This is a genomic window from Pseudomonas sp. AC239 (assembly GCF_979258545.1).
This window is the reverse complement of the sequence record NZ_OZ409864.1, coordinates 1,065,801-1,091,752: the sequence shown is the minus strand read 5'-3', so window position 1 is coordinate 1,091,752 and position 25,952 is coordinate 1,065,801. Positions and strand designations below refer to the sequence as shown.

Here is a 25,952-nt window from a genome sequence, read left to right as displayed (position 1 = left end):
GAAGGAGTTGAGATCGAATTATGAAAGTCATCAAGGCAAAACCGTCGGTGCATCGCCCCCTGACGGAAGAAATGCTCGATGCCGCCATCACACTTGGCGAAGCACGACAGGCGAACAGTTTGCAGGCCGTGTCAGTGAGCTTCGAAGAATCCTCTCTGGTCATTCGTTTCGAGGACGGCAGCGGTGTGTTGCTTCCGGTGAAGCTGTATCCAGAATTTGAGGGGTTTAAAGCAGCCGATTATGCAAGCCTGACGATCGGCTTCGCCGGCACTGCGCTGTGCCATGAGGGCAAGGGCCTGGATATTTCCATTGCCGGCATGATTTCAGCGAGTCCGCCGCTTATGCGGATGCCCGCGTCGGTCGTCGCCTCGCGCAACGGGCGTCAAAGCAGTGCTGCCAAATCTGCAGCCGCACGAGCCAATGGCAAAAAAGGGGGCGTCCACGCAAAAACGATATCGCGCCATAGCACCCACAAAAAAGCCGTCAATCACGACGGCTTTTCCGTATCAGCTACAGGCAATCAACGCCGGGTCAGCAGCACACCGGATTCCATGTGATGGGTCCACGGGAACTGGTCGAACAATGCGCACTTGGTAATGCGGTGGGTGTCATGCAACTGGGCGATGTTGGCCGCCAGGGTGTCCGGGTTGCAGGAGATGTAGAGGATGTTGTCGAAGCGCCGGGTCAGTTCGCAGGTGTCCCGGTCCATGCCGGCGCGCGGCGGATCGACGAAGACGCTGCCGAATTCGTAGCTCTTCAGATCGATGCCGTGCAGGCGACGGAACGGGCGCACTTCGTTGAGCGCTTCGGTCAACTCCTCGGCGGACAAACGCACCAGCGTGACGTTATCCACAGCGTTTTCGCTGAGATTGCTCAGGGCCGCGTTGACCGAAGTCTTGCTGATCTCGGTGGCGAGCACTTTGCGCACGCGAGTCGCCAGCGGCAGGGTGAAGTTGCCGTTGCCGCAGTACAACTCGAGCAGATCGTCGCTGCGATCGCCCAAGGCTTCGTATGCCCAATTGAGCATCTTCTGGTTCACCGTGCCGTTGGGTTGGGTGAACGCGCCTTCGGGCTGGCGATAGCTGAAGGTGCGGCCGCCAACTTCGAGTTTCTCGACGACATAGTCCTGACCGAGCACTTCGCGCTTGCCTTTGGAGCGGCCGATGATGCTCACGCCCAGATCCGCCGACAGCTGAGTTGCCGCTGCATGCCAGTGCTCGTCCAGCGGACGGTGATAGCACAGGGTGATCATCGCGTCGCCGGCCAGTGTGGTCAGAAATTCGACCTGAAACAGCTTGTGGCTCAGCGCCGAACTGGCTTGCCACGCCGCTTTCAATTGCGGCATCAACTGGTTGATGCGCAGGCTGGCAATCGGGAATTCTTCGATGAGGATCGGCGTGCGCTTGTCGTCCTGAGAGAACATCGCGTAATGGCGTTCGCCGCCCTCGCGCCACAGGCGGAATTCGGCGCGCAGGCGGAAGTTCTGCAGCGGCGAATCAAAGACCGACGGCTCGGGTGCATCGAACGGCGCCAGCAGATCCCGCAAGCGCGTGACCTTGGCTTCGAGTTGTTCGGCGTAGGCTTGGGAATCGAAACTCATGCGTTGAACCAACCCAACTTGATCACAAACAGAATCGACAGAATCACCAGTGCCGGGTTCAGCTCACGGGCACGGCCGGACAGCAGCTTGATGGCGGTCCAGGCGATGAAGCCGAAGGCGATGCCGTTGGCGATCGAATAGGTGAACGGCATCGCCAGTGCGGTGACCACAACCGGCGCCGCCACGGTGATGTCGTCCCAGTCTATTTCCGCCAGGCCGGAAGTCATCAGCACGGCGACGAACAGCAGCGCTGGCGCCGTTGCGAACGCCGGAACGCTGGCCGCCAGGGGCGAGAAGAACAGCGCCAGCAGGAACAGGATTGCCACGACGATGGCGGTCAGGCCCGTGCGGCCACCGGCACTGACGCCGGCTGCGGATTCGATGTAGCTGGTGGTGGTCGACGTGCCCAGCAGCGAGCCGGCCATGGCCGCCGTACTGTCGGCGATCAGCGCGCGACCCATTTTCGGCATGTGGCCGTCCTTGCCCATCAGGCCGGCGCGCTTGGCGACGCCAATGAGGGTCCCGGAGTTGTCGAACAGGTCGACGAACAGGAAAGCGAAAATCACGCTGACCAGACCGATGTCCAGTGCACCTTTGATGTCCAGTTGCAGGAAAGTCGGCGCCAGCGACGGCGGCATCGACAGGATGCCGCCGAACTTGGTGACATTGAGCGCGATCGAGGCGATGGTCACAGCGAGAATGCCGATCAGCACCGCGCCGCGCACTTTCAGCGCTTCGAGGGCGACGATCACCGCGAAGCCGATTGTCGCAAGGATCGGTGCCGGTTTGGTCAGATCACCGAGGCCGACCATGGTCGCCGAATTGCCAACCACAATTTCCGCGTTGTGCAAGGCAATCAACGCCAGGAACAGACCGATACCGGCGGCGATTGCCGAGCGCAGTGGCAGCGGGATGGCGTTGATGATCCATTCACGGATGCGGAAGATCGACAGCAGGAAAAACAGCACGGCGGAAATGAACACCGCACCCAGCGCCACTTGCCAGGTGTGGCCCATGTGCAGAACCACGGTGTAGGTAAAGAAGGCGTTCAGGCCCATGCCCGGAGCGAGGGCGATCGGGTAGTTGGCGATCAGGCCCATCACGGTCGAGCCGATGGCAGCCGCCAGACAGGTGGCGACGAAGATCGCGCCCTTGTCCATGCCGGTCTCGCCGAGGATGCTCGGGTTGACGAACAGAATGTAAGCCATGGCCAGGAAAGTCGTGACGCCCGCAAGAATTTCGGTGCGCACGTTGGTGTTGTGTGCCTTGAGTTGAAACAGCCTTTCCAGCATGTCTGCTCCCCGTGGCGCGCGTGGCGCCGTGAATGTATCGACCTCAACAGCAAAGCACAGACCGTCGCAAGCGCCTGGAAAATTGTCGTGGGCCGGAAAAAGCCGCGCATCATACCAGCCGCGTGAGGAATTTGGCGGATGTTGGTGTCGATCGTCGGCGAAGTTTTGCGCAGCCGACAACTGCGCCATACTGCGCGCTGATTTTTTGGAGTGGGCAGGCATGCGCAACGGTTGGATCAGGATTTTCGGATGGATTGCAGCGCTGCTGCTGACAGCTCCGGCGTTCGCGGCCTCGGCGCCTCCGCTCACCGAAGTGAAGGTGATCAAGGTTCAATCACCGTCCTGCGGCCTGGAAGATATTGCCGATAACCAACCGCAAACCCAGTGCGATCATAGCGGGCCGAATATCAAGGTCTACGTGCTGGAAGTCGGCTATGGCCAGAACCAGCCACACGTGACGCTGGATGGCTTCGAGGTCAACGGCACACGAGGCCCGGTGTGTGCCTTCGATAGTGGCAACCTCACCGAATGTACCCCAGGCAGCAAAACCGTCGGTTCTCTGTATACCTTCGATCTGGCCGGCAAACAGCAAGGCACCTTCAGCTTCAGCAACACCTCGATCAACGCTCCGCGCAACACGCTCTCGGCTCAGCTTTACATCAAGTAACGGCTGTCTGCGAACAGGCTGGGACAAAGCTGACTACGCTTTACAGACTACCCAGCGGAAAGCACCCATGACTTCCAGAGCCCTGATTGCCCTCGCCGAGGGCATCGATGATTTGCAAAGCGTGACCCTGATCGACGTACTGCGCCGCGCCGGCATCGAAGTGGTCGCCGCCAGCATCGAAGGCCGACGCATGCTGACCTGCGCACGCGGCACCCGGTTGACTGCCGACGGCATGCTCGTCGATGTACTGGCACAGACTTTTGACCTCATTGTCCTACCGGGCGGCGACGTCGGTTCCCGGCATCTGGCGGCGCATCAGCCCTTGCAGCAGTTGCTCAAGGACCAAGCCAGCGCCGGCCGCCTGTTCGCTGCCGTCGGCGAAGCCCCAGCCACCGCCCTCCAGGCATCAGGCGTGCTGCGCCAGCGACGCATGACCTGCCTGCCCGGCGCCAGCCATCAGTTGTCCGGCTGTACGTTTGTTGATCAACCGGTGGTGGTCGACGGCAACTGCATCACCGCCCAAGGCTCGGGCGCGGCGCTGGAATTTGCCTTGACCCTGGTTGAGCAGCTTGGCGGCAAGGCGTTGCGGGCGAGGGTGGCGGGGGAGTTGATGGCCTGACGGGTCAGCCGTGGGCAGCGATGGGTTCAATCTTCGGTTGCTCGCGATGTTCTGCTTGCCACAGATCGTAGTCGGTTTGAACGCCTAGCCACACGCGCGCCTTGCCAATGCCTGCACGCTCAAGTCGTACCGCCAGGTCCGGGCTGATCGGCGCGTGTCCGTGCAGCACGCGAGAAAGGTGAGGGCGCGCAAAACCCAGATGCCGGGCCAACTCGCTCACACTGAGACCAAGCTCAGGCAAGACATCCAGCAGCAAGGTTTCACCGGGGTGTGGCGGGTTTTGCATGGGCATGAGCCTGCCTCCTGTCAGTGGTAGTCCAGATAATCGACCAATTCGATATCCGAACCGACAAAACAGGATTTGATCATGGCGGCGAGTGTAAGGCGATACATTACACTCAGTGCGGTAACTATGTACCGCACGTTGTCGCTTGATATGTGCTGAGCAGGTGCGTTTTTTCCAAAAACCTCAGACCTTCTCTTCCACCGGCACATGCATCCGATCCCGATTCGCCAACGTCGGAAACAGTTTGATCCACGCCCCCGTCACCACCAGCGTGCCGATCCCGCCCATGACCACCGCCGGCACGGTGCCGAACCAGTGGGCGGTGAGGCCGGATTCGAATTCGCCCAACTGGTTGGAAGCGCCGATGAACAAGCCATTGACCGCGCTGACCCGGCCGCGCATTTCGTCGGGGGTTTCCAGTTGCACGAACGAGGCACGGATGACCATGCTGATCATGTCCGCTGCGCCGAGCACCACCAGCACCGCCAGCGAGAACCAGAACGAGGTCGACAAACCAAACGCGATAGTGGCGACGCCGAAGACGCCGACGGCGGTGAACATCACCCGGCCGACATTGCGTTCCACGGCAAATCGCGCGAGAAACAGCGACATCAGCAATGCACCCACCGCCGGCGCCGAGCGCAACAGGCCAAGGCCCCACGGGCCGGTCAGCAGAATGTCCTTGGCGAACACCGGCAGCAGCGCCGTGGCGCCGCCCAGCAACACGGCAAACAGGTCCAGCGAGATCGCGCCGAGGATGTCCGGACGGCTGCGGATAAAGCGAATCCCCGCCAGCAGCGAGTCCAGCGTGGCTTTACCTTTATTCAATGGCGTCTGGCGTGCCGGCAGGTTGAGCATCAGCGAACAGGCGATCACGTACAGCAACACGGTCGGGCCGTAGACCCAGACGCTGCCGAACGCATAGAGCAAGCCGCCCAGAGCCGGGGCGACGATGGTCGCCGACTGTTGCGCTGATTGCGCGGCGGCAACTGCACGGGGGAAAAGTGCACTCGGGACGATGCTGGGCAGCAGCGCCTGGGTCGTTGGCATCTCGAACGAACGCGCCGCACCCAGGAGAAAGGCGAGGATGAAAATCATCTCGCGAGTGACATTGTCGGTGGCACTGCCAATGGCCAGCGCCAAGGCGATCAGTGCCTGCAACGACTGACAGAGTGCGGCGACCTTGCGCCGATCGTAGCGATCAGCGACATGGCCGGTGTGCAGCATGAACAGCACGCGCGGAGCAAATTCCACCAGCCCGACCAGACCCAGATCCAGCACGTTGCCGGTCAGTTGATAGAGGTTCCAGCCAATCGCCACGGTGAGCATCTGAAACCCGCTGGCAGTGAATATCCGCGCCAGCCAGAAGGCCATGAACGGACGATGGTGACGTAACAGCAGGGGCTCTTGTATGGGCATCTGAAGGCAGGTCTTGGACGAGTGAACGGCGAGATTATCACCAGTCTGTAACAGGAAGTTGCTGCGAGAAACAATTCAGTTAGCCAGACATCGATCTTTCATGCTGACAATCAGCCCTGTGGTGAGGGGATTTATCCCCGTTGGGTCGCGCAGCGGCCCCAAAATCTCGAAACGACGACGACTGCTGCGCAGCCGGACGGGGATAAATCCCCTCGCCACAGGAGTGAGACAACTTGCCACGCGGCAAACGACCACGCAGTTCATTGGCAAAAATGGGACTACTCTTTCAACGTTGCTTGATCCAGATCAAGGCCGCATGCGGAACCGATCTGACGGCCAGTTGGCCAGACTCCCTGCGTTGCGATGGTTGTAAAAAAGAACGAATCCGAATTCGCCGCACTCCATATCCGTGGGGGCAGTGGTGCAGGCCTCCGGGCCAGCTACCCGTATTACCTGACAGAGGAAGCCATATGTTCGGTTTAGAGGCTCTCGATCTCGCCCGAATTCAGTTCGCGTTCACCATCTCGTTCCACATTCTGTTCCCGGCCATCACCATCGGCCTGGCGAGTTACCTGGCGGTGCTCGAAGGCCTGTGGCTGAAAACCCGCAACGATACCTACCGTGACCTCTACCATTTCTGGTCGAAGATTTTTGCCGTCAACTTCGGCATGGGTGTGGTCTCCGGACTGGTCATGGCCTATCAGTTCGGCACCAACTGGAGTCGTTTCTCCGACTTCGCCGGCGCCGTCACCGGGCCGTTGCTGACTTATGAAGTGCTCACGGCGTTCTTCCTCGAGGCCGGTTTCCTCGGCGTCATGCTGTTCGGGTGGAACAAGGTCGGGCGCGGCCTGCACTTTTTCTCGACGGTGATGGTGGCGATCGGCACGCTGATTTCGACCTTCTGGATTCTCGCCTCCAACAGCTGGATGCAGACCCCGCAAGGCTTTGAAATCGTTAACGGCCAGGTGATTCCGACCGACTGGCTGGCCATTGTCTTCAACCCGTCATTCCCCTACCGCCTGATGCACATGGCGACTGCCGCATTCGTCGCGACGGCGTTTTTCGTCGGCTCTTCAGCGGCCTGGCACCTGCTGCGGGGCAGGGACAACCCGGCGATCCGCACCATGCTGTCGATGGCCATGTGGATGGCGTTGATCGTCGCGCCGATTCAAGCGGTGATCGGCGACTTCCACGGCCTCAATACGCTCAAGCATCAGCCGGCTAAAATCGCGGCGATCGAAGGCCACTGGGAAAACCATGGCGACGAAGCCACGCCGCTGATCCTGTTCGGCTGGCCGGACATGAAAGAAGAACGCACCAAGTTTGCCGTGGAGATTCCCTATCTCGGCAGCCTGATTCTCACGCACTCGCTGGACAAACAAGTGCCGGCGCTGAAGGAGTTTCCACCCGAAGACCGGCCGAATTCGACCATTGTGTTCTGGTCGTTCCGGATCATGGTCGGCCTCGGTTTCCTGATGATCTTCACCGGTCTGTGGAGCCTGTGGCTGCGCAAGCGTGACTCGCTGTACACCTCACGTCCGTTCCTGCATCTGGCCTTGTGGATGGGGCCGTCCGGGCTGATCGCGATTCTCGCCGGCTGGTTCACCACGGAAATCGGCCGTCAGCCGTGGGTGGTCTACGGCCTGATGCGCACTGCGGATGCTTCGTCCAACCACAGCTTCATGCAGATGAGCATCACCCTGATCATGTTCGTCGTGGTCTATTTCGCGCTGTTCGGCGCAGGTCTTGGCTACATGATGCGTCTGGTGCGCAAAGGGCCGAAGATCAGCGAAGGCAGCGACACGCCGGACGGTGGTCCAGGCAAGAAACGCACTCCGGCGCGTCCATTGTCCGCAGCCGACGATCCGGCCGAGGGCGAGCACGAAGACAACACTCGCTTGACCAAGGAGATTTGACTCATGGGTATTGATCTTCCGCTGATCTGGGCCGTGATCATCATCTTCGGCATCATGATGTACGTGGTCATGGACGGCTTCGACCTGGGCATCGGCATTCTCTTCCCGTTCGTGCCAGGCAAGACCGATCGCGACGTGATGATGAACACGGTCGCCCCTGTGTGGGACGGCAACGAGACCTGGCTGGTGCTGGGCGGCGCGGCGTTGTTCGGCGCATTCCCGCTGGCCTATTCGGTAGTGCTGTCGGCGCTGTACCTGCCGCTGATCTTCATGTTGATGGGCCTGATCTTCCGTGGCGTGGCTTTCGAGTTCCGCTTCAAGGCCAAGGATGAAAAACGGCATCTGTGGGACAAGGCATTCATCGGTGGTTCGATCGCGGCGACGTTCTTTCAGGGCGTGGCGCTCGGTGCGTTCATCGATGGTCTGCCGGTGGTCAATCGCCAGTTCGCCGGTGGTTCACTGGATTGGCTGACCCCGTTCACGCTGTTCTGCGGTGCGGCGCTGGTGGTGGCCTATGCCTTGCTCGGCTGTACTTGGCTGATCATGAAAACCGAAGGCAAGTTGCAGGAGCAGATGCATGACCTGGCGCGGCCGCTTGCGTTTGTTCTGTTGGCAGTGATCGGTATCGTTAGCCTGTGGACGCCACTGTCGCATCCGGAAATCGCCTCGCGCTGGTTCAGTATGCCGAACCTGTTCTGGTTCATGCCGGTGCCGATTCTGGTGCTGGTCACCTTGTACGGCCTGATCCGCGCGGTGGCACGCAATGCCAACTACACGCCGTTCCTGCTGACCCTGGTGCTGATCTTCCTCGGCTACAGCGGCCTGGGCATCAGCCTGTGGCCGAATATCGTGCCGCCGTCTATCTCGGTCTGGGACGCCGCTGCGCCGCCGCAAAGTCAGGGCTTCATGCTGGTGGGCACGCTGTTCATCATCCCGTTCATCCTGGGTTACACCTTCTGGAGCTATTACGTGTTCCGCGGCAAGGTCACCCACGAAGACGGCTATCATTAATCCAGTGCGGGGCTTGCCCTGTGGGAGCGAGCCTGCTCGCGAAGGCGTCCGCAGTGGCGCCTTCGTTTAACGGAGATCGATGCAATGACCGGCAAACATTCTCTGCACGACATTGAAGAAGCCGAAAAAAAGCCGCTGTGGCAGCGGCTCGGCTGGTTGGCCCTGATCTGGGTTGGCAGTGTCGGCGTGTTGTTCATCGCCGCCAGCCTGATGCGCATGTTCATGAATGCCGCAGGTTTGACCACTCACTGAGACATCCCGTCCCGGCGCCTTCGGGTATGGACTCGCAACCCTCCTCACGGAGGGTTTTTTTATGCGCGAAATCTATTTGCGCGCCTTGAGGATGACGAATTTTGGCGTCGCCGCGACTTGCTCGACACCACGGAACAGGCGCGCCAGTTTGCTGTGATAGCCCAGATGCCGGTTGCCGACGATGTACAGCGCACCACCGACCACCAGCGCCTCGCGCGCCTGCTGGAACATGCGCCAGGCGAGGAAATCGCCGACCACCTGCTGCTGATGGAACGGTGGGTTGCACAGCACCACGTCCAGCGACTGTGGCGCCTGCCCGGCCAGACCATCGCCAGCGCGCACGATGACTTCGCGATCGCCCAATGCCGCGCGCCAGTTCTCGGCAGCCGATTGCACCGCCATGAACGATTCGTCGACCAGCGTGTAATGCGCATCCGGGTTCTGCAGGGCGCTGGCAATCGCCAGCACACCGTTGCCGCAACCGAGATCGGCGACCCGCGCGTTGCCAAGGTTCTTTGGCAGATGCGGCAGAAATGCGCGAGTGCCGATGTCCAGGCCTTCGCGGCAGAACACGTTGGCGTGGTTAAGCAGTTCGATCGCTGGTTGGTCGAGGCGATAGCGAGTCGGGTAGGGCGATGTGGCGAGCACTTTGGTTTCAGGCGTGGCGATCAGCAGTCGCGCCTTTTTTACCGCCAGCGATGCCTGCACCGGACCGACGTAGCGCTCCAGCAGATCGCCTGCGGCACGGGGCAGATGCTTGACCATGGCCGCCGCGATCACTTGCGCGCCGGGAGCGAGTTGCCCTTGCAGGCGGATCAACTGCTCTTCCAATAGCGCCAGGGTTTTGGGGACTCGGATCAGCACCCGATCAAACGGCCCGACCAAAGGCTCACTGGCCGGTATCGGGCGGATCGCGTCGAATGCCTGGCCATTGCGCAGCAGGTTCTTTTCCAGCCCGATAAAACCCAGGAACGAATCGCCGCTGCTGCTCACCTCGACCTTGCCCAGCAGACTGATCGCCAACGCCCCAAAGCTGTCATTGAGCACCAGCACGCGAGTGCTGCTTGCCGGTTGTTCGCTGGCGAGATAATTGAGCAGGTATTCGTCCGCCGCATCGAAGGCTTGCAGCGGTTCATTCTGCTGTTCGGGCTGGCGGATCAGGTCGAGTTGAGCGAAAGGCGTTTCGAGCAAAGGCATGGGGCGGGGACTCAGGATATTCGGCGGGTGTCCCGTTGCTGGCTGTCGTGCGACGGGATCCTACCGAGTGGACAGCGATGCAAGCAGGTTGCGTCATCACTCGGAGAGCCCGCAATGGTACGTTTTTTTGCGTGTAAATACATGCGGGATTGAGGCGCGTTACCCCTGGGTTATTCAGATGATTCCGGCACGGGCGGCCGCGATCACCGCAGAAATCTTGTTGCAGACGTTGAATTTCTCGATGACGTTTTGCACATGGTAGTTAACGGTGCGCTCGCTCAGGCTCAGGATCCGCGAAATATCGTGAGCGGTCTTGCCCACGGCGGACAATTTCATGATCTCCAGCTCCCGGGACGATAGCCTGGGCCTGCTGGGCTTGGCCTGAACAGGAACGGTGCGGGCATACAATTCGCTGAGGTGCCGGTTGGCGTAGAACAGATAACCATAATGCTCATACAGCTCGAGCGGGCTGATCGGGCAATGAGTACGCGCCAGGCTGATGATGCTGCACAAACCGCTGGCTTCGTCATGAAACGCTTGCGACCAGCCATGTTGCAGCCCGTTCTGTTTCAGCGCCTGCCACAGTTCGGGCGCGTCTGAAAACACGGCCTCCTCCCAAACGATCGGCAGTATTGAGTGATTGCAATGCGCTATTACCGGATCAATATTGCGGTAGTTCTGTTTTTTGTACTGGACGTTCCATTCTTTCGGATAGTTATTGATTTGCAAGGCGTTAAGATGCACTTCGCGATTCGGTGACGTGACTGCGATTGCGCAGAAATTAAAGCCCAGGTTTTCGGCGAATCTCAGCAATATTGCGTAAGCCGATTCTATGCCCTTGGCAAACGTCAGTTGTTTCAATTGTGATTCCTTCCACGTTTCCATGAACTATCGCCTCCATAGCCTGATATCGGGGCGCCGAATGGATCCAAAAGATCCGGCACGAATCGAAGTGTAGGATCTTTCCTGTGAATCGCCTTACATTATTTCGAGATTGAAACTTTGATGCTTTTTATAAAGCGTTCTTAGCAATACATGCTGTTATATTTTAATTGGCATCTTAAAGTTATTGCTCTAGATCCAGGATTGACGAAAAGTCGAATGCGCGGTGCTGATCCTGTTAATACCATTACCAATGACAGGTGTTTGGCAGCGCGATTTTGCGGGACACTGGGGGTAATCGTTTCAAGGAGTGCCTCATGACTGCCAGCGCCGAGAAGTACACCAGCCAGACCTTGCTCGATGTGCAACCGTTGACCCCGAACCTGTTCACGCTGCGCACCAGCCGCGATCCCGGCTTTCGCTTTCGTGCCGGCCAGTTCGCCCGGCTGGGCGTGACCAAGGCCGATGGCAGCACGGTCTGGCGCGCCTATTCGATGGTGTCGTCGCCGTTCGACGAGTTTCTCGAGTTCTTTTCCATCGTTGTGCCGGGCGGTGAATTCACCAGTGAGTTGAGCCGACTCCAGGTCGGCGACACTTTGATGGTGGAGCGCCAGGCGTTCGGTTATCTGACGCTGGATCGCTATGTCGACGGCCGGGACCTTTGGCTACTGTCCACCGGCACCGGGGTGGCGCCGTTCCTGTCGATCCTGCAGGACTTCGAAGTCTGGGAGAAATTCGAGCGGATCATTCTGGTTTACAGCGTGCGGGAGGCGCGGGAACTGGCCTATCAGGAGTTGATCGCCGGGTTGGCGCAACGTGACTATCTGAGCGAATACGCCCACAAGCTGCAATTCATCCCCACTGTGACCCGCCAAGCGCATCCCGGCGCGCTGCAGGGCCGGATCACCACGTTGATCGAAAATGGCGAACTGGAGCGAGCGGCGGGCGTTGAGCTATCGCCAGAGCATTCGCGGGTGATGCTGTGCGGCAATCCGCAGATGATCGACGACACCCGCGCCTTGCTCAAGCAGCGCGACATGCGCCTGAGCCTGACGCGCAAGCCGGGGCAGGTCGCGGTAGAGAATTACTGGTAACGAAAACGGCACCCGCGGGTGCCGTTTCAATGTGAAGCAAATGCCTCAGGGCCGCTCGTTCTGCGCCTTGAGCAGGTCGCGGATTTCGCCCAGCAGTTGCTCTTCCTTGCTCGGGATCGGCGGCGCAGTGGGTGCTACGGCTTCTTCGCGCTTGAGGCGGTTGATGGCTTTGACGCCCATGAAGATCGCGAAAGCGACAATCACGAAATCCAGCACCGTCTGCAGGAATTTGCCGTAAGCCAGCACCACGGCGGGCGCATCGCCCTGGGCGGCTTTGAGCGTGACGGCCAGATCACTGAAATCGACCCCACCGATCAACAGGCCGATCGGCGGCATGATCACGTCGCCGACAAACGACGAAACAATCTTGCCGAACGCTGCGCCAATGATGATACCGACGGCCATGTCGACCACATTGCCTTTGACCGCGAAGGCCTTGAACTCGCTAAGCACGCCCATAGTTATTTCCTTGTTACAGATGAGTTTGGTGTAGGCAGTGTAAATCAGCGAAACGCCTCCTGCGCGAAACACCTTCTTACAATGCCCGTTTTTATCGACACATCAATTGACGATTAGTTTGCAAAATGCCAGCAATCGCGCGCGAAATACGCGCTAAAGCGCTGATTGCACAGCCAATTTCTTCAATCATGGTGTTACGTTCTTTCTATTTATGTTCCGCCGCACAGGCCTCTAGCCTTGGCGTGGCGCACCTGGATGCGCCCAATAAAACCAGAGGAACCTGATATGACATCCATTCCTGGACTGGGGGCTTTTCCCCATCGCCGCACCTTCGGTGTACTGACCGCCAGCCTGCTGACCTTTTCAGTCAATGCCGCTCCGCTGACCCGCGATAACGGCGCTGCGGTCGGTGACAATCAGAACTCGCAAACCGCAGGGGCCAGCGGCCCGGTACTGCTGCAGGATGTGCAACTGATCCAGAAGCTGCAGCGCTTCGATCGCGAACGCATCCCCGAGCGCGTGGTGCATGCACGCGGCACCGGCGCTCATGGCACCTTCACCGTGACCGATGACCTCAGTGACCTGAGCAAGGCCAAGGTATTCGCCGCCGGCCAGAGCACCCCAGTGTTCGTGCGCTTTTCGGCGGTGGTGCACGGCAACCACTCTCCGGAAACCCTGCGCGATCCGCGCGGTTTCGCCACCAAGTTCTACACCGCTGACGGCAATTGGGATCTGGTGGGCAACAACTTCCCGACCTTTTTTATCCGCGATGCGATCAAGTTCCCGGACATGGTGCACGCCTTCAAGCCCGATCCGCGCACCAACCTGGACGACGATTCTCGCCGGTTCGATTTCTTCTCCCATGTACCGGAAGCGACCCGCACACTGACCGAGTTGTATTCCAACTACGGTACCCCGGCCAGTTATCGCGAAATGGATGGTAATGGCGTTCATGCCTACAAGCTGATCAATGCAAAAAATGAAGTTCACTATGTGAAGTTTCACTGGAAGAGCTTGCAGGGGATTAATAATCTGCGGCCGAAACAGGTTGGCAAAGTTCAGGGTCAGGATTACAGCCATATGACCAATGACTTGGTCAGCAATATCAATAAAGGCAACTTTCCGAAGTGGGACTTGTACGTGCAAGTTCTGAAGCCACAGGATTTGTCCAAGTTTGATTTCGATCCATTGGATGCAACCAAGATCTGGCCGGGTATTCCGGAGCGCAAAGTTGGACAGATGGTCTTGAACCGTAACCCGGCCAATGTCTTCCAGGAAACCGAACAAGTGGCCATGGCACCCGCCAACGTAGTTCCGGGTATCGAGCCTTCGGAAGATCGTTTGTTGCAGGGCCGAGTGTTCTCTTATGCCGATACGCAGATGTATCGCCTCGGTGCCAACGCATTGCAATTGCCGATCAACGCACCGAAAACCGCAGTGAACAATGGCAATCAGGATGGTGCGATGAATTTCGGCGCCAGCCAGTCCGGCATCAACTACCAGCCAAGCCGTCTGCAACCGCGTGAAGAGACGCCATCGGCGCGTTACAGCCAATCGGCGCTGGCGGGCACCACCCAGCAGGCGAAGATTCAGCGTGAGCAGAACTTCAAACAGGCCGGTGATCTGTATCGCTCGTACAGCAAGCAGGAACGTCGCGACCTGATCGACAGCTTCGGCGGCTCGCTGGCCACCACTGATGACGAGAGCAAGCACATCATTCTGTCGTTCCTGTACAAGGCCGACCCTGAGTACGGCAGCGGTGTGACCGAGGTGGCCAAGGGCGACCTCAGCCGTGTGAAAGCGCTGGCGGCGAAACTGACCGACTAATAGCGATGCGGCGCACGCGAGGGCCGGTCCGGCCTCGCGTGCGCTCAAGGAGAGTGCTCGATGCGTATTTTTCTTTTAGGCCTGGCCGCGTGCCTGTCGACCCTCACCTGGGCGGCACCGGTCGAGCAAAGTCCCGAGGCGCTCAAGGCGCAGTTGCAGGATTACTACTTCGACGCCGCCCGCCGTGGCGACGTGCCGATGCTCGACACCTTTATCGAGTCCGGTTATTCCCTCGATACCCGCGACAGCAAGGGTTACACCGCGCTGATTCTGGCGGCTTATCACGGTCAGGCGCCGGCGGTGGAACGCCTGCTCGCCGCTGGCGCCGATGCCTGTGCTCAAGACCAACGCGGCAACACCGCCCTGATGGGCGCGATATTCAAAGGCGAGTTGCAGATCGCCCGGCGCCTGATGGCTACCGATTGCAGCCCCGACCAACGTAACGGCGCCGGGCAGACCGCGGCGATGTACGCCGGGCTGTTCAAACGTCTGGAATTGCTTGATGCGTTGAAAGCCAAGGGCGCCGACCTGAATGCCGAGGATCCGCTGGGCAACAGTGCCGTGCGTCTGGCCAGCGGCGAAATCCGGACTGCCGCGCCGCGCTGATCGGCGATGGCTGCGTTATCATCGCGTCTTTTCTTTCGGGGGTTCTGATGGCCAAGGCCAAGCGCATGTACGGCTGCACCGAGTGCGGCGCAACCTTTCCCAAGTGGGCCGGGCAGTGCGGCGAATGCGGTGCCTGGAACACCCTGACCGAAACCATGATCGAAAGCGGCGGCGCCACGGCACCCACCGGGCGCACCGGTTGGGCCGGGCAGCAGGCACAGATCAAAACCCTGGCCGAAGTCAGCATCGAAGAGATTCCACGTTTTTCCACCGCGTCCGGTGAACTCGACCGCGTGCTCGGCGGCGGCTTGGTTGACGGTTCGGTGGTGCTGATTGGCGGTGATCCGGGGATCGGCAAGTCGACCATCCTTTTGCAAACCCTGTGCAACCTGGCCAAGAGCATGCCGGCGCTGTACGTCACCGGTGAGGAATCCCAGCAGCAAGTGGCCATGCGTGCACGCCGTCTCGGCCTGCCGCAGGATCAACTGCGGGTGATGACCGAGACCTGCATCGAAACCATCATCGCCACCGCCCGCCAGGAAAAGCCCAAGGTGATGGTGATCGACTCGATCCAGACCATCTTCACCGAACAACTGCAATCGGCGCCGGGCGGCGTGTCCCAGGTGCGCGAGAGTGCGGCACTGCTGGTGCGTTACGCCAAGCAGAGCGGCACGGCGATTTTCCTCGTCGGCCACGTCACCAAGGAAGGCGCGCTGGCCGGTCCGCGTGTTCTGGAACACATGGTCGATACCGTGCTGTATTTCGAAGGTGAGTCCGATGGTCGTCTGCGGTTGCTGCGCGCGGTGAAAAACCGTTTTGGCGCGGTCAACGAGTTGGGCGTGTTCGGCATGACCGACAAGGGCCTGAAAGAAGTCTCCAACCCATCGGCGATTTTTCTCACCCGCGCCCAGGAAGAAGTCCCGGGCAGTGTGGTCATGGCAACATGGGAAGGCACCCGGCCGATGCTGGTGGAAGTACAGGCGCTGGTCGATGACAGCCATCTGGCCAACCCGCGTCGGGTGACGCTGGGGCTGGATCAGAACCGTCTGGCAATGCTGCTCGCGGTGTTGCACCGTCATGGTGGGATCCCGACCCACGATCAGGACGTGTTCCTCAACGTGGTCGGTGGCGTGAAGGTGCTGGAGACGGCGTCGGATCTGGCGCTGATGGCGGCGGTGATGTCGAGTTTGCGCAACCGGCCGCTGCCCCATGATCTGCTGGTGTTCGGCGAGGTCGGCCTGTCTGGCGAGGTGCGCCCGGTGCCGAGCGGGCAGGAGCGGTTGAAAGAAGCGGCCAAGCACGGCTTCAAACGCGCGATTGTGCCCAAGGGCAACGCACCGAAGGAAGCGCCGGCGGGGTTGCAGATCATTGCCGTGACCCGTCTCGAACAAGCCCTCGACGCACTGTTTGAGTGAACGCCGAACCTCTGTGGTGAGGGGGTTTATCCCCGTTGGGGCGCGTAGCGGCCCTGAAAAAACGGGTCTGCTGCGCAGCCCAACGGGGATCAATCCCCTCACCACATAGATCCCCCTCACCACAGGGCATTCCAAATTGGGATTGGGGCGCCTAGATTTCGATCAGGGCACCCAGTTCGCGCTCCAGCTCGGCCTCATCCGCCAGATTCAGTTCGATCAAGCGGCGCAGGCGCTGGATCGATTCCAGGCTGATGTGCCGGCAGATGAACCCCAAGTGGCCGTTTTCCTCATGGGCCAGATGCACGTCCATCTCGATATCGACGTCTTCGCTCAGATGAATGTCGACGAAGAAGTCCTGGTCTTTATCCCCGAGCCACGGCTCCGGTCGCTCGATCAGCAGGCCCTTGAGCGACAGGTCGATCAGTTTGACCGGCCAGATGTACTCGCCCTGTTTCAGCTCGGTTCGGGCATCGAACGCAATACGTTTGAAACGACGTCGATTGGCGGGGTGCTCGCTCATGGCGCAATCCTCATGAAGGTTCGCTGACTATAGACCGCGAATGCGGGCGCCAGCCAATCGCTCAAGCGTCTAGACCTATGTCGGGGTATGGCCTTTGGCGCCGTAAGCGCTAAACTCGGGGTGGCTGTCTTTCTTGTCCACCCTGGCTGGAATAATAAAATGAAAAATAATAATAGCCTGCTGCGCCACTTACCCTGGCTCGTGCTGGCAATCGTAGGAGCGTGCGCCCTTGGCGTAGTGGCATTGCGCCGCGGCGAGGCGATCAACGCCTTGTGGATTGTAGTCGCTGCCGTGGCCATTTATCTGGTTGCGTACCGCTACTACAGTCTGTTCATCGCCAACAACGTGATGCAACTGGATCCGCGTCGGGCCACCCCCGCCGTGCTCAACAACGATGGTCTGGACTATGTGCCGACCAACAAACACATTCTTTTCGGTCACCACTTCGCGGCCATCGCTGGCGCGGGGCCGCTGGTCGGTCCGGTGCTGGCGGCGCAGATGGGGTATCTGCCCGGTACACTCTGGCTGATTGCCGGTGTGGTGCTGGCGGGCGCGGTGCAGGACTTCATGGTCCTGTTCATGTCGACCCGACGCAACGGCCGTTCCCTGGGCGATATGGTGCGTGAAGAGATGGGCCGGATTCCCGGGACCATCGCACTGTTCGGCTGCTTCCTGATCATGATCATCATCCTCGCGGTGCTGGCGCTGATCGTGGTCAAGGCCCTCGCCGAGAGCCCGTGGGGCATCTTCACCGTGATGGCGACCATCCCGATCGCGATGTTCATGGGCATCTACATGCGCTACATCCGCCCGGGGCGCATCGGCGAAATCTCCGTGGTCGGTGTGTTGCTGCTGCTCGGTTCGATCTGGCTGGGCGGGCAGATCGCTGCCGATCCGGTATGGGCCAAAGCCTTCACCTTCACCGGTGTGCAGATTACCTGGATGCTGGTCGGTTACGGCTTTGTCGCCGCTTCGCTGCCGGTATGGCTGATCCTGGCGCCGCGTGACTACCTGTCGACCTTCCTCAAGATCGGCACCATCGTCGCCCTGGCGATCGGCATCCTGATCACCATGCCCGAGCTGAAAATGCCCGCGCTGACCCAATTTGTCGATGGCACTGGTCCTGTGTGGAAGGGCGGTCTGTTTCCGTTCCTGTTCATCACCATCGCCTGCGGCGCGGTATCGGGTTTCCACGCACTGATTTCGTCGGGCACCACGCCGAAGCTTTTGGATAACGAAACCAACGCCCGCTACATCGGTTACGGCGGCATGCTGATGGAATCGTTCGTGGCGATCATGGCCATGGTTGCCGCTTCGGTGATCGAGCCGGGCGTGTACTTCGCCATGAACAGCCCGGCCGCAGTCGTCGGCAGTGACGTCGCTTCGGTGGCGCAGGTTGTCACGAGCTGGGGCTTTGCGATTACCCCGGAAGCGCTGCAAGCGGTTGCCCATGACATCGGCGAAACCACCATTCTGGCTCGCGCCGGTGGTGCGCCGACCCTGGCGGTGGGTATTGCGCAGATCCTGCACAGTGTTCTGCCGGGTGAAAACACCATGGCGTTCTGGTACCACTTCGCGATCCTGTTCGAAGCGCTGTTCATCCTCACCGCTGTGGACGCCGGCACTCGTGCCGGGCGCTTCATGCTGCAGGACCTGCTCGGCTCCTTCGTACCGGCGCTCAAACGCACCGAATCGTGGGGCGCCAACCTGATCGCCACTGCCGGTTGTGTAGCGATGTGGGGCTGGTTGCTGTATCAGGGCGTGATCGATCCACTGGGCGGCATCAACACCTTGTGGCCGCTGTTCGGCATCTCCAACCAGATGCTCGCCGGTATCGCGCTGATGCTCGGCACCGTGGTCCTGATCAAGATGAAGCGCCAGCGCTACATCTGGGTCACCCTGTTGCCGGCCACCTGGCTGTTGATCTGCACGACCACGGCTGGCTTCATCAAGCTGTTCGACGCCAACCCGGCGATCGGCTTCCTGTCCCTGGCCAAGAAGTACAGCGATGCGCTGGCCAACGGTCAGGTGCTGGCACCGGCGAAGAGCGTCGAGCAGATGCAGCACGTGATCTTCAACGCTTACACCAACGCCACACTCACCGCGCTGTTCCTGTTCGTGGTGTTCAGCATCCTGTTCTATGCGCTCAAGGTCGGCATCGCCGCCTGGGGCAAAAAAGAGCGTACGGATAAAGAATCGCCATTCCAGGCCCTGCCGGATGCGTAACCAGAGGATTGCAGCATGTTCAATGACCTGAGTCGCCTCGGTAAATACCTCGGTCAGGCCGCACGCCTGATGGTCGGCATGCCCGACTACGACACCTACGTCGAGCATATGCAAACCAAACACCCGGACAAACCGGTGATGAGCTACGAGATGTTCTTTCGCGAACGTCAGGAAGCCCGTTACGGTGGCAAGGGTGGGCCGAAGTGCTGTTGAACTGACAGCATCAGGTTGAGGTAATCCCTGTGGGAGCGAGCCTGCTCGCGAATACGGAGTGTCAGTTGATGAATGATTTGACTGACACACCGCTTTCGCGAGCAGGCTCGCTCCCACATTTGTTTTTGTGTTCTTTTCAGGAGATCGGGTTTTGTCTTCTCCCATTCCGGTAACGGTTCTCAGCGGTTTCCTCGGCGCCGGCAAGACCACCTTGCTGCGCCATTTATTGAAAGCCGAGCACGGTCTGAAAATCGCCGTGATCGAAAACGAATTCAGCGACGCCGGCATCGACACCCAGCTGTTGGGTGACGAGCCGGTGCAAGTCATGACTCTGGCCAACGGCTGCGTCTGCTGCACCATTCACACCGACCTGACCAAGGCGCTGTACTTGCTGCTCGAACGCCTGGACAGCGGCGAAATTGCCTTTGACCGTCTGGTAATCGAATGCACCGGTCTGGCCGATCCGGCACCGGTGGCGCAGACGTTTTTCATTGACGAAGAGCTGCGCGAGCGTTACTTGCTCGACGGCATCATCACCCTGGTCGACGCTGCCCACGCCGATGTGCACCTGACCCAGACCATCGCCCAGGCGCAAATCGGTTTCGCTGATCGCTTGCTGGTGAGCAAGACTGATCTGGTCGATGAGCCGACGTTCACCGCGTTGAGCGAACGCCTTACGCGAATCAACCGCCGCGCGCCGATCCGTGTGGTCGAGCATGGCAATATCAATCTGGCTGAATTGCTGGATGTGCGTGGTTTCAACCTCAATGCTGACCTGGGCGGCGGTCTGAGCCTGCGTCCGGTGAGCAAGGCACCGTCGATCGATCGCATCTCCAGCCTGGTGTTGCGCACCGATCAGGCGCTGGATATCGATCAGCTCAGCGAGTTCATGAACGAACTGCTGGAAGAGCACGGCAAGCAATTGCTGCGTTACAAAGGCGTGCTGAACATTGCCGGCGAAGACCGGCGGCTGGTGTTTCAGGGCGTGCTGAAACTCTATGGTTTCGACTGGGACACCGAATGGGCCGAGGGCGAGACGCGCGAGAGTGTAATCGTGTTTATTGCCGATGATTTGCCGGAAGAGAAGATTCGGGCGGGGTTTGCCAGGGTAGCTTCTGACTGATGATTTTTCGGTGTCAGCACTGACGCCATCGCGGGCAAGCCCGCGATGGCGATTTAACTCACAACACAATGTTGAAAGGTTGTGCCCAGCAGTGTCTGCTCAAGATGATCCAGATGCCGATTCATCAGCATCCCGGCCTTGGAAACATCCCCTCGCTCCACAACCTCAACCAGCGCCAAATGCTCCTGCCATGCGCAACAGCTTCGCGTCGAACACTGACTTCGCGCAATCGCCAGCGACGTCAACGGCACCAGGCTGCGCAGAAAATGCGCCAGCGGCAGATTTCCCGCCATCCGCGCCAACCTTAGATGAAACTCTCCCGACAAGCGAATCGCCGCCCCGCGCCGATCCTGCTCGACGGCGCGCTTCTCGCGCTCTACCAACGTGCGCAAGCATTTCAAATCGTCTGGCTGCGGACGCTGACACGCCAACCGCACCAACGTGTTCTCGGCCAGCCGTCGCGCATGCAAGGTCTGCCGGATCAGTTCCCGATCAGGCGCGGCCACTCGCGGTCGATGATTGGCGCGCAATACCACGATCTGCTCGTGGGACAACTGCGTCAGCACCCGTCGTACATCGGCGCGGCCGGCGCCGAACATCGCTTGCAGACTGTGCTCGGTAAACCGGCTGTCTTCATCGATACGCTGCTCGAGAATCGCTTCGAACAGTCGCGGATACAGATCTTCCGTCGGCGTGCCCAGGCGAGAGACGGGCAGGGCGGTCGATTGCGCGTGGGAGGCTGAAGCGAAACTGTTCATGGCCGTTCTCCTGGCAAATCAGGTGGGCAGGTTGTCGTCCGGGATGTTCAGCTCAACGCCCATGCGCTGGCCTTCGCGCAGAATGTGCCGGCGCATTTCGGCGCTGGCCTGGGCGCTGTTCTTGCTGCGGATCGCGCGGACCACGGCTTCGTTTTCTTCCAGGCGTTCGGCCAGATGCTCCGGGGAATTGCGCAACACTTCGGCGCTTTGCTTGAGGGCATTGCTGGTCTGCTGCACCACGCTCTGGAAAATCGGGTTCGAGGTCAGGGTGAAGAGTTCTTCGTGGAAGGCGATGTAGGCGCTGACCCCGGCTTCACTGTCACCGGCCTCGAGGGCTTCGCGCATGTCCATCAGGGTCAGGCGCAACTGTCCGACTTCCTTGCTGCTGATCGATTGCGCGACCAGGCCAACGATGAACGGCTCGAGGGTGTAGCGCAGTTGCAGCACATCTTCGAGACTGGCGCCGGCCACCGCGCTGTCGTGGCTCTGAGTGTCGCTGAGTTGCACGTCGAGTACGACCACGCCTTTGCCCGGCATCGAACGCACCAGACCGAGGGTTTCGAGGACGATCACCGCTTCGCGCAGGCTCGGCCGGCTGATGCCCAGTTGTTCGGCCAGTTCGCGCTGGCCCGGCAGCATGTCGCCGGAGCGCCACTGCCCTCGGGCCAACGCGGCGCGGAGTTTTTCCACCACTGAGTTGACGACGGTTGAAGTTGTAATCACGTATTGGCTCCCTGCGCCGAGCCTGCCAATCGGCAGGCTCGGCACTCATTCAAAATTCTTTGGCCGCCGCCTGAGCGACGGTTTTTCGCGGTTGAAAGTTATAGCCCTGCTCGCCGTTGAGCACCTTGTTCGCGCGCTGCACGTCGATGTCCTTTTCCCAGCGGGCGATGGCCACGGTGGCGACGCAGTTGCCGATCAGATTGGTCAGCGCGCGGCCGATGCCCATGAACCAGTCCACGGCCAATACCAGCACCAGACCGACTACGGGAATCGCCGGGATCGCCGTCAGTGTCGCCGCGAGAATCACCAGCGCCGAACCGGGAATGCCGTGGGCGCCTTTGGAGGTAATCAGCGACACCAGCAGAATCGTCAGCAAGTCGGTCATCGCCAGTGGCGTGCCGGTGGCATTGGCGATGAACACGATGGCCAGGGTCAGGTAGATCGAGAAACCGTCGAGGTTGAACGAGTACCCGGTCGGGATCACCAGGCCGACGGTCGAGCTGCCGATGCCGAGGTGTTCGAGCTTGCGCATGATCTGTGGCAGCACAGCGTCGGAGGAGGCGGTGCCCATGACAATCAGCAGTTCTTCACGCAGGTATTTGAGCAGCGGCCACATGCGCAGACCGGACGCGCGCATGACCAGGCCGAGAATCACACTGACAAAAGCAACGCAGGTCAGGTAGAACAAGCCGACCAGACTGCCCAGGTGCTGCAGCGAATCGAGGCCGTATTTGCTGGTGGTGAAGGCGATGGCGCCGAACACGCCGATCGGCGCCAGCCGCACGATCATGCCCATGATGCGGAAGATCACGTGGCTGAGTTCATTGATCAGCCGCGAAATCCCGGAAGCGGCTTCGCCGACCAGATTCAGTGCACTGCCGAACAGCACCGAGAACAGCAGTACCTGCAGAATGTTGTTGTCGGCGAAGGCGCCGATCACCGAGGTCGGGATCAGATCCATCAGAAACTGCGTGGTGGTGTGCATGTGCTGGCCGCGCTCGGCGAGGTCGCCCATGTCTGCGCTGGAGAGCTGCTCCAGATGAATGTTCGCGCCGCTGCCAATGCCGGTGCTGAAGGCGAACACCAGACCGATCACCAGAGCGATGGTGGTCAGCACTTCAAAGTAGATCACCGACTTGAGGCCGATGCGCCCGACCTTCTTCAGATCGCCCGCGCCGCTGATACCGCTGACGACCACGCAGAACACGATCAGGCCGATCAGCATCTTGATCAATTTGATGAAGCCATCGCCAAGCGGTTTGAGCTGGGCCGAGTATTCCGGAAGGGTCAGCCCGCAGACGATGCCGAGCATCAGTCCGAGAACCACTTGGAGGAAAATTGAACGCGAGCACCATCTGAGCATGGGAGGAATCCTGGGTCGGTGTCCTGGCTGCCGTACGCGTGGCGCAGCGGATTCAGGACTTAATTATTGTGGTCTTACCGGTATGTCCAGTGCAGGCGCAGTCTAGGCGCAGGTTTTCCAGGTTCGCAAGGAGAAATTTAGACAATTGGCATGACCGGTCTTACCAGTTGCCGGAAAGGCCCGGTCTTGAGCATTTGCGAAAAACGGTAAGGCTGTCTGTTGCCGGATGGGAAGTGGCTCACCTTTTGATGTCAGGTACATGTCTTTCGACAACGCTCAGGATGAAGGTGATTTTCGAGCGCTCTTCGGTTTTGCCCAGATAGACGTACGGCAAACTTCTGATTTTTATGCCGCCCAAGTAGTCGTGGCTTTCCAGTTTCAAACAAACGGGTGTGTGTTCGGCCTGTAAGTTGTCCCGGGTAATGGCGGTGCCATAACGGTCGAGGAGGACAAACTTGCTCGGGCTGTCAGTGTCTGGCTTAACGGCCTCGACAGTGTCCAGCCAGTGATTGCTGATCACCTGATTGAAATAGGGCCCCTGGTTTTTTACGGTGAGGATATAGCCGTCAGGGGTATGACCGAAGTGCAGCTTCAACGGCTTTATCCTGTCGCTCTGCTCGTTGATCCGGATGCCGAGCAGGTGGGATTGATCCCGTATTTGCGGACGTCCGGTATAAAAACCGCCGCTGAACAGACTGATGGTAGCCATCGCCGGTTTGCCGTACAGGTGTTCAAGAAAGCCGACTCTGTGGTCGAACATTCTCAATGTTGCAATGAAAGATTTTTCGATATTGCTCGTCATGACGAAACCCTTTTATCAAGTCGGGTTTCAGACTAAGCGGTTTTCATTTGTGGCGGTTTGCATGTGTGTTGCAAGAGTTTGGTTTGAAAAAAGGGATAAAAAGCCCTGCGGGACGGGATTAGCAGATTGCAGTTTTCTTCGGGTGGTATTGAGTTATCGGATGACTGGCCATAAAAAAACCGGCCAATGTTGGCCGGTTCTTTTATGCAGGTTAACGGGGCTTATCAAGCACCGTACACTGGCAGTTTCTTGCAGATGGCTTTGACTTTTTCACGAACGGCGTCGATCACCGCCTCGTTGTTCAAGTCAGCCAGGATGTCGCAGATCCAGCCGGCCAGCTCTTTGCACTCGGCCTCTTTGAAGCCACGGGTGGTTACAGCCGGAGTACCGAAGCGCAGGCCGGAAGTCACGAACGGCGAGCGTGGATCATTAGGCACGGAGTTCTTGTTCACGGTGATGAACGCTTTGCCCAATGCGGCGTCGGCGTCTTTACCGGAGATGTCCTGCTTGATCAGCGACAGCAGGAACAGGTGGTTTTCAGTACCGCCCGAAACCACGTCAAAACCGCGCGCGATGAACACTTCGGCCATGGCCTTGGCGTTCTTCACCACTTGTTGCTGGTAAGCCTTGAATTCAGGCTGCAGCGCTTCCTTGAAGCAGATCGCCTTGGCCGCGATCACGTGCTCCAGCGGGCCACCCTGGGCGCCCGGGAATACTGCGGAATTGAGCTTCTTCTCGATCTCGGCGTTCGCTTTGGCCAGGATCAGACCGCCACGTGGACCGCGCAGGGTCTTGTGGGTGGTGGTGGTCACGACGTCGGCGAACGGCACCGGGTTCGGGTAGACGCCCGCGGCAACCAGACCGGCGACGTGAGCCATGTCGACGAACAGGTAAGCGCCGACCTTGTCGGCAATTTCGCGGAAGCGCGGGAAGTCGAGGATCTGCGAGTAGGCCGAGAAACCGGCAACGATCATTTTCGGCTTGTGCTCGACCGCCAGGCGCTCGACTTCGTCGTAGTCGATCAGGCCGTTGGCGTCGATGCCGTACTGGATGGCGTTGTACAGCTTGCCCGAGGAGGAAACACTGGCGCCGTGGGTCAGGTGACCGCCGTGGGCCAGGCTCATGCCCAGAATGGTGTCGCCAGCCGACAGCAGCGCCAGGTACACCGCAGCGTTGGCTTGCGAACCGGCGTGCGGCTGAACGTTGGCGTAATCGGCGCCGAACAGTTCCTTGGCGCGGTCGATGGCCAGTTGTTCAACCACGTCAACGTACTCGCAACCACCGTAGTAGCGCTTGCCCGGATAGCCTTCGGCGTACTTGTTGGTCAGGACCGAGCCTTGAGCTTCCATCACCGCTGGGCTGGTGTAGTTTTCCGAAGCGATCAGCTCAATGTGTTCTTCCTGACGCTGAGCTTCTTGCTCCATGGCGGCAAAAAGGTCGGCGTCGTACTTGGCAATAGTCAAATCACGGCTGAACATGGCGGTCCTCAAGGATCGGGGGCAGAAAAGGGGGGCATTCTAACCCAACCGCTTTTGGATGACATATGAAACGACATCATGTCGCAGACAAGTGGCGTTCATGACAGATGTGCGGTGCTTTTGCCGGCCCCTTCGCGAGCAGGCTCGCTCCCACATGTGAAATGCATTCCCCTGTGGGAGCGAGCCTGCTCGTGAAGGCCGCGC

25 protein-coding genes and 1 pseudogene are annotated in these 25,952 nt (G+C 59.6%); 13 read left to right on the top strand and 13 right to left on the bottom strand.

Annotation, left to right across the window (positions count from 1 at the left end):
* Nucleotides 1-20 precede the first annotated feature (20 nt).
* Nucleotides 21-466, top strand: a pseudogene (locus ACZ0AZ_RS05025) (DUF2442 domain-containing protein).
* A gap of 54 nt (nucleotides 467-520) precedes the next feature.
* Here ACZ0AZ_RS05025 and trmA read toward each other — a convergent pair.
* Together trmA and ACZ0AZ_RS05015 are read right to left on the bottom strand one after the other, a co-directional pair.
* Nucleotides 521-1,600 carry a tRNA (uridine(54)-C5)-methyltransferase TrmA gene (gene trmA / locus ACZ0AZ_RS05020; protein ID WP_463537023.1) on the bottom strand — a complete coding sequence of 360 codons (1,080 nt, stop codon included), beginning with the start codon at nucleotides 1,598-1,600 and terminating at the stop codon, nucleotides 521-523.
* The gene (locus ACZ0AZ_RS05015; protein WP_039761753.1) at nucleotides 1,597-2,892 is read right to left on the bottom strand and encodes an NCS2 family permease; all 1,296 of its coding nucleotides are present in this window, start codon (nucleotides 2,890-2,892) and stop codon (nucleotides 1,597-1,599) included. Before ACZ0AZ_RS05015 ends, trmA begins: the two co-directional genes overlap by 4 nt.
* A gap of 220 nt (nucleotides 2,893-3,112) precedes the next feature.
* On the opposite strand from ACZ0AZ_RS05015, the gene ACZ0AZ_RS05010 reads away from it, so the two are divergent.
* Complete coding sequence (locus tag ACZ0AZ_RS05010) at nucleotides 3,113-3,559, top strand: DUF4879 domain-containing protein (RefSeq protein ID WP_039761751.1); 447 nt, start codon at nucleotides 3,113-3,115, stop codon at nucleotides 3,557-3,559.
* A 67-nt stretch (nucleotides 3,560-3,626) separates the two neighbouring features.
* Nucleotides 3,627-4,178, top strand: coding sequence for a DJ-1 family glyoxalase III (locus tag ACZ0AZ_RS05005; RefSeq protein ID WP_463537022.1), 552 nt, complete (start codon nucleotides 3,627-3,629; stop codon nucleotides 4,176-4,178).
* Between the two features lie 4 nt (nucleotides 4,179-4,182).
* Here the strand turns inward: ACZ0AZ_RS05005 and ACZ0AZ_RS05000 are convergent, their stop codons facing one another.
* Together ACZ0AZ_RS05000 and ACZ0AZ_RS04995 are read right to left on the bottom strand one after the other, a co-directional pair.
* Nucleotides 4,183-4,470 carry a HigA family addiction module antitoxin gene (locus tag ACZ0AZ_RS05000; RefSeq protein WP_129999781.1) on the bottom strand — a complete coding sequence of 96 codons (288 nt, stop codon included), beginning with the start codon at nucleotides 4,468-4,470 and terminating at the stop codon, nucleotides 4,183-4,185.
* 177 nt (nucleotides 4,471-4,647) lie between these two features.
* Nucleotides 4,648-5,883, bottom strand: coding sequence for an MFS transporter (locus ACZ0AZ_RS04995; protein WP_129999782.1), 1,236 nt, complete (start codon nucleotides 5,881-5,883; stop codon nucleotides 4,648-4,650).
* A 470-nt stretch (nucleotides 5,884-6,353) separates the two neighbouring features.
* On the opposite strand from ACZ0AZ_RS04995, the gene ACZ0AZ_RS04990 reads away from it, so the two are divergent.
* The 3 genes from ACZ0AZ_RS04990 (at nucleotide 6,354) to ACZ0AZ_RS04980 (ending at nucleotide 9,062) form a co-directional block, all read left to right on the top strand.
* Nucleotides 6,354-7,799 (top strand): cytochrome ubiquinol oxidase subunit I, encoded by a 1,446-nt coding sequence (locus ACZ0AZ_RS04990; protein WP_039761747.1) that lies wholly within the window; start codon nucleotides 6,354-6,356, stop codon nucleotides 7,797-7,799.
* A gap of 3 nt (nucleotides 7,800-7,802) precedes the next feature.
* Nucleotides 7,803-8,810, top strand: a complete 1,008-nt coding sequence (cydB, locus tag ACZ0AZ_RS04985; protein ID WP_463537021.1) for a cytochrome d ubiquinol oxidase subunit II — start codon at nucleotides 7,803-7,805, stop codon at nucleotides 8,808-8,810.
* An 84-nt stretch (nucleotides 8,811-8,894) separates the two neighbouring features.
* Complete coding sequence (locus tag ACZ0AZ_RS04980) at nucleotides 8,895-9,062, top strand: DUF2474 domain-containing protein (protein ID WP_016773090.1); 168 nt, start codon at nucleotides 8,895-8,897, stop codon at nucleotides 9,060-9,062.
* Between the two features lie 72 nt (nucleotides 9,063-9,134).
* On the opposite strand, the gene ACZ0AZ_RS04975 is transcribed toward ACZ0AZ_RS04980, so the two are convergent.
* Nucleotides 9,135-10,259 (bottom strand): methyltransferase, encoded by a 1,125-nt coding sequence (locus ACZ0AZ_RS04975; protein WP_463537020.1) that lies wholly within the window; start codon nucleotides 10,257-10,259, stop codon nucleotides 9,135-9,137.
* 174 nt (nucleotides 10,260-10,433) lie between these two features.
* Nucleotides 10,434-11,144 carry an autoinducer binding domain-containing protein gene (locus ACZ0AZ_RS04970; protein ID WP_165368433.1) on the bottom strand — a complete coding sequence of 237 codons (711 nt, stop codon included), beginning with the start codon at nucleotides 11,142-11,144 and terminating at the stop codon, nucleotides 10,434-10,436.
* Between the two features lie 314 nt (nucleotides 11,145-11,458).
* Between ACZ0AZ_RS04970 and ACZ0AZ_RS04965 the strand changes: the two genes are divergently transcribed.
* Nucleotides 11,459-12,235 (top strand): ferredoxin--NADP reductase, encoded by a 777-nt coding sequence (locus ACZ0AZ_RS04965; RefSeq protein ID WP_463537019.1) that lies wholly within the window; start codon nucleotides 11,459-11,461, stop codon nucleotides 12,233-12,235.
* A 45-nt stretch (nucleotides 12,236-12,280) separates the two neighbouring features.
* Here the strand turns inward: ACZ0AZ_RS04965 and mscL are convergent, their stop codons facing one another.
* Nucleotides 12,281-12,694, bottom strand: a complete 414-nt coding sequence (gene mscL, locus ACZ0AZ_RS04960) for a large-conductance mechanosensitive channel protein MscL (protein WP_024014404.1) — start codon at nucleotides 12,692-12,694, stop codon at nucleotides 12,281-12,283.
* A 285-nt stretch (nucleotides 12,695-12,979) separates the two neighbouring features.
* Here mscL and katB point away from each other — a divergent pair, with 285 nt between their 5' ends.
* Genes katB through radA form a run of 3 tightly spaced genes read left to right on the top strand, consistent with a single transcriptional unit; the run spans nucleotide 12,980 to nucleotide 16,542 of the window.
* The gene (gene katB, locus ACZ0AZ_RS04955; RefSeq protein WP_039761741.1) at nucleotides 12,980-14,521 is read left to right on the top strand and encodes a catalase KatB; all 1,542 of its coding nucleotides are present in this window, start codon (nucleotides 12,980-12,982) and stop codon (nucleotides 14,519-14,521) included.
* A 60-nt stretch (nucleotides 14,522-14,581) separates the two neighbouring features.
* Entirely contained in the window at nucleotides 14,582-15,127 is a 546-nt protein-coding gene (locus ACZ0AZ_RS04950) for an ankyrin repeat domain-containing protein (RefSeq protein ID WP_039761740.1), read from the top strand.
* 47 nt (nucleotides 15,128-15,174) lie between these two features.
* Nucleotides 15,175-16,542 (top strand): DNA repair protein RadA, encoded by a 1,368-nt coding sequence (radA, locus tag ACZ0AZ_RS04945; RefSeq protein WP_003228407.1) that lies wholly within the window; start codon nucleotides 15,175-15,177, stop codon nucleotides 16,540-16,542.
* A gap of 151 nt (nucleotides 16,543-16,693) precedes the next feature.
* Here radA and ACZ0AZ_RS04940 read toward each other — a convergent pair whose 3' ends face one another.
* Nucleotides 16,694-17,062, bottom strand: a complete 369-nt coding sequence (locus ACZ0AZ_RS04940) for a PilZ domain-containing protein (protein WP_039761738.1) — start codon at nucleotides 17,060-17,062, stop codon at nucleotides 16,694-16,696.
* A gap of 159 nt (nucleotides 17,063-17,221) precedes the next feature.
* Here ACZ0AZ_RS04940 and ACZ0AZ_RS04935 point away from each other — a divergent pair, with 159 nt between their 5' ends.
* The 3 genes from ACZ0AZ_RS04935 to yjiA all read left to right on the top strand — a co-directional run bounded on the left by ACZ0AZ_RS04935 (nucleotide 17,222) and on the right by yjiA (nucleotide 20,624).
* Complete coding sequence (locus ACZ0AZ_RS04935; RefSeq protein WP_016773099.1) at nucleotides 17,222-19,288, top strand: carbon starvation CstA family protein; 2,067 nt, start codon at nucleotides 17,222-17,224, stop codon at nucleotides 19,286-19,288.
* A gap of 15 nt (nucleotides 19,289-19,303) precedes the next feature.
* Complete coding sequence (locus ACZ0AZ_RS04930) at nucleotides 19,304-19,501, top strand: YbdD/YjiX family protein (RefSeq protein ID WP_003228401.1); 198 nt, start codon at nucleotides 19,304-19,306, stop codon at nucleotides 19,499-19,501.
* 151 nt (nucleotides 19,502-19,652) lie between these two features.
* On the top strand, nucleotides 19,653-20,624 hold the full coding sequence (yjiA, locus tag ACZ0AZ_RS04925) for a GTPase (RefSeq protein WP_039761736.1): 972 nt from the start codon (nucleotides 19,653-19,655) through the stop codon (nucleotides 20,622-20,624).
* A gap of 53 nt (nucleotides 20,625-20,677) precedes the next feature.
* Here yjiA and ACZ0AZ_RS04920 read toward each other — a convergent pair whose 3' ends face one another.
* The 5 genes from ACZ0AZ_RS04920 to glyA all read right to left on the bottom strand — a co-directional run bounded on the left by ACZ0AZ_RS04920 (nucleotide 20,678) and on the right by glyA (nucleotide 25,748).
* Nucleotides 20,678-21,382 carry a GntR family transcriptional regulator gene (locus ACZ0AZ_RS04920; protein WP_463537018.1) on the bottom strand — a complete coding sequence of 235 codons (705 nt, stop codon included), beginning with the start codon at nucleotides 21,380-21,382 and terminating at the stop codon, nucleotides 20,678-20,680.
* Between the two features lie 18 nt (nucleotides 21,383-21,400).
* Nucleotides 21,401-22,105, bottom strand: coding sequence for a FadR/GntR family transcriptional regulator (locus tag ACZ0AZ_RS04915; RefSeq protein WP_039761732.1), 705 nt, complete (start codon nucleotides 22,103-22,105; stop codon nucleotides 21,401-21,403).
* Nucleotides 22,106-22,154: 49 nt separating this feature from the next.
* Nucleotides 22,155-23,468, bottom strand: a complete 1,314-nt coding sequence (locus tag ACZ0AZ_RS04910) for a C4-dicarboxylate transporter DctA (protein WP_310406968.1) — start codon at nucleotides 23,466-23,468, stop codon at nucleotides 22,155-22,157.
* A 238-nt stretch (nucleotides 23,469-23,706) separates the two neighbouring features.
* Nucleotides 23,707-24,270, bottom strand: coding sequence for a hypothetical protein (locus tag ACZ0AZ_RS04905; protein ID WP_039761728.1), 564 nt, complete (start codon nucleotides 24,268-24,270; stop codon nucleotides 23,707-23,709).
* Nucleotides 24,271-24,494: 224 nt separating this feature from the next.
* Nucleotides 24,495-25,748, bottom strand: coding sequence for a serine hydroxymethyltransferase (gene glyA / locus ACZ0AZ_RS04900; protein WP_039761726.1), 1,254 nt, complete (start codon nucleotides 25,746-25,748; stop codon nucleotides 24,495-24,497).
* Nucleotides 25,749-25,952: the final 204 nt, after the last annotated feature.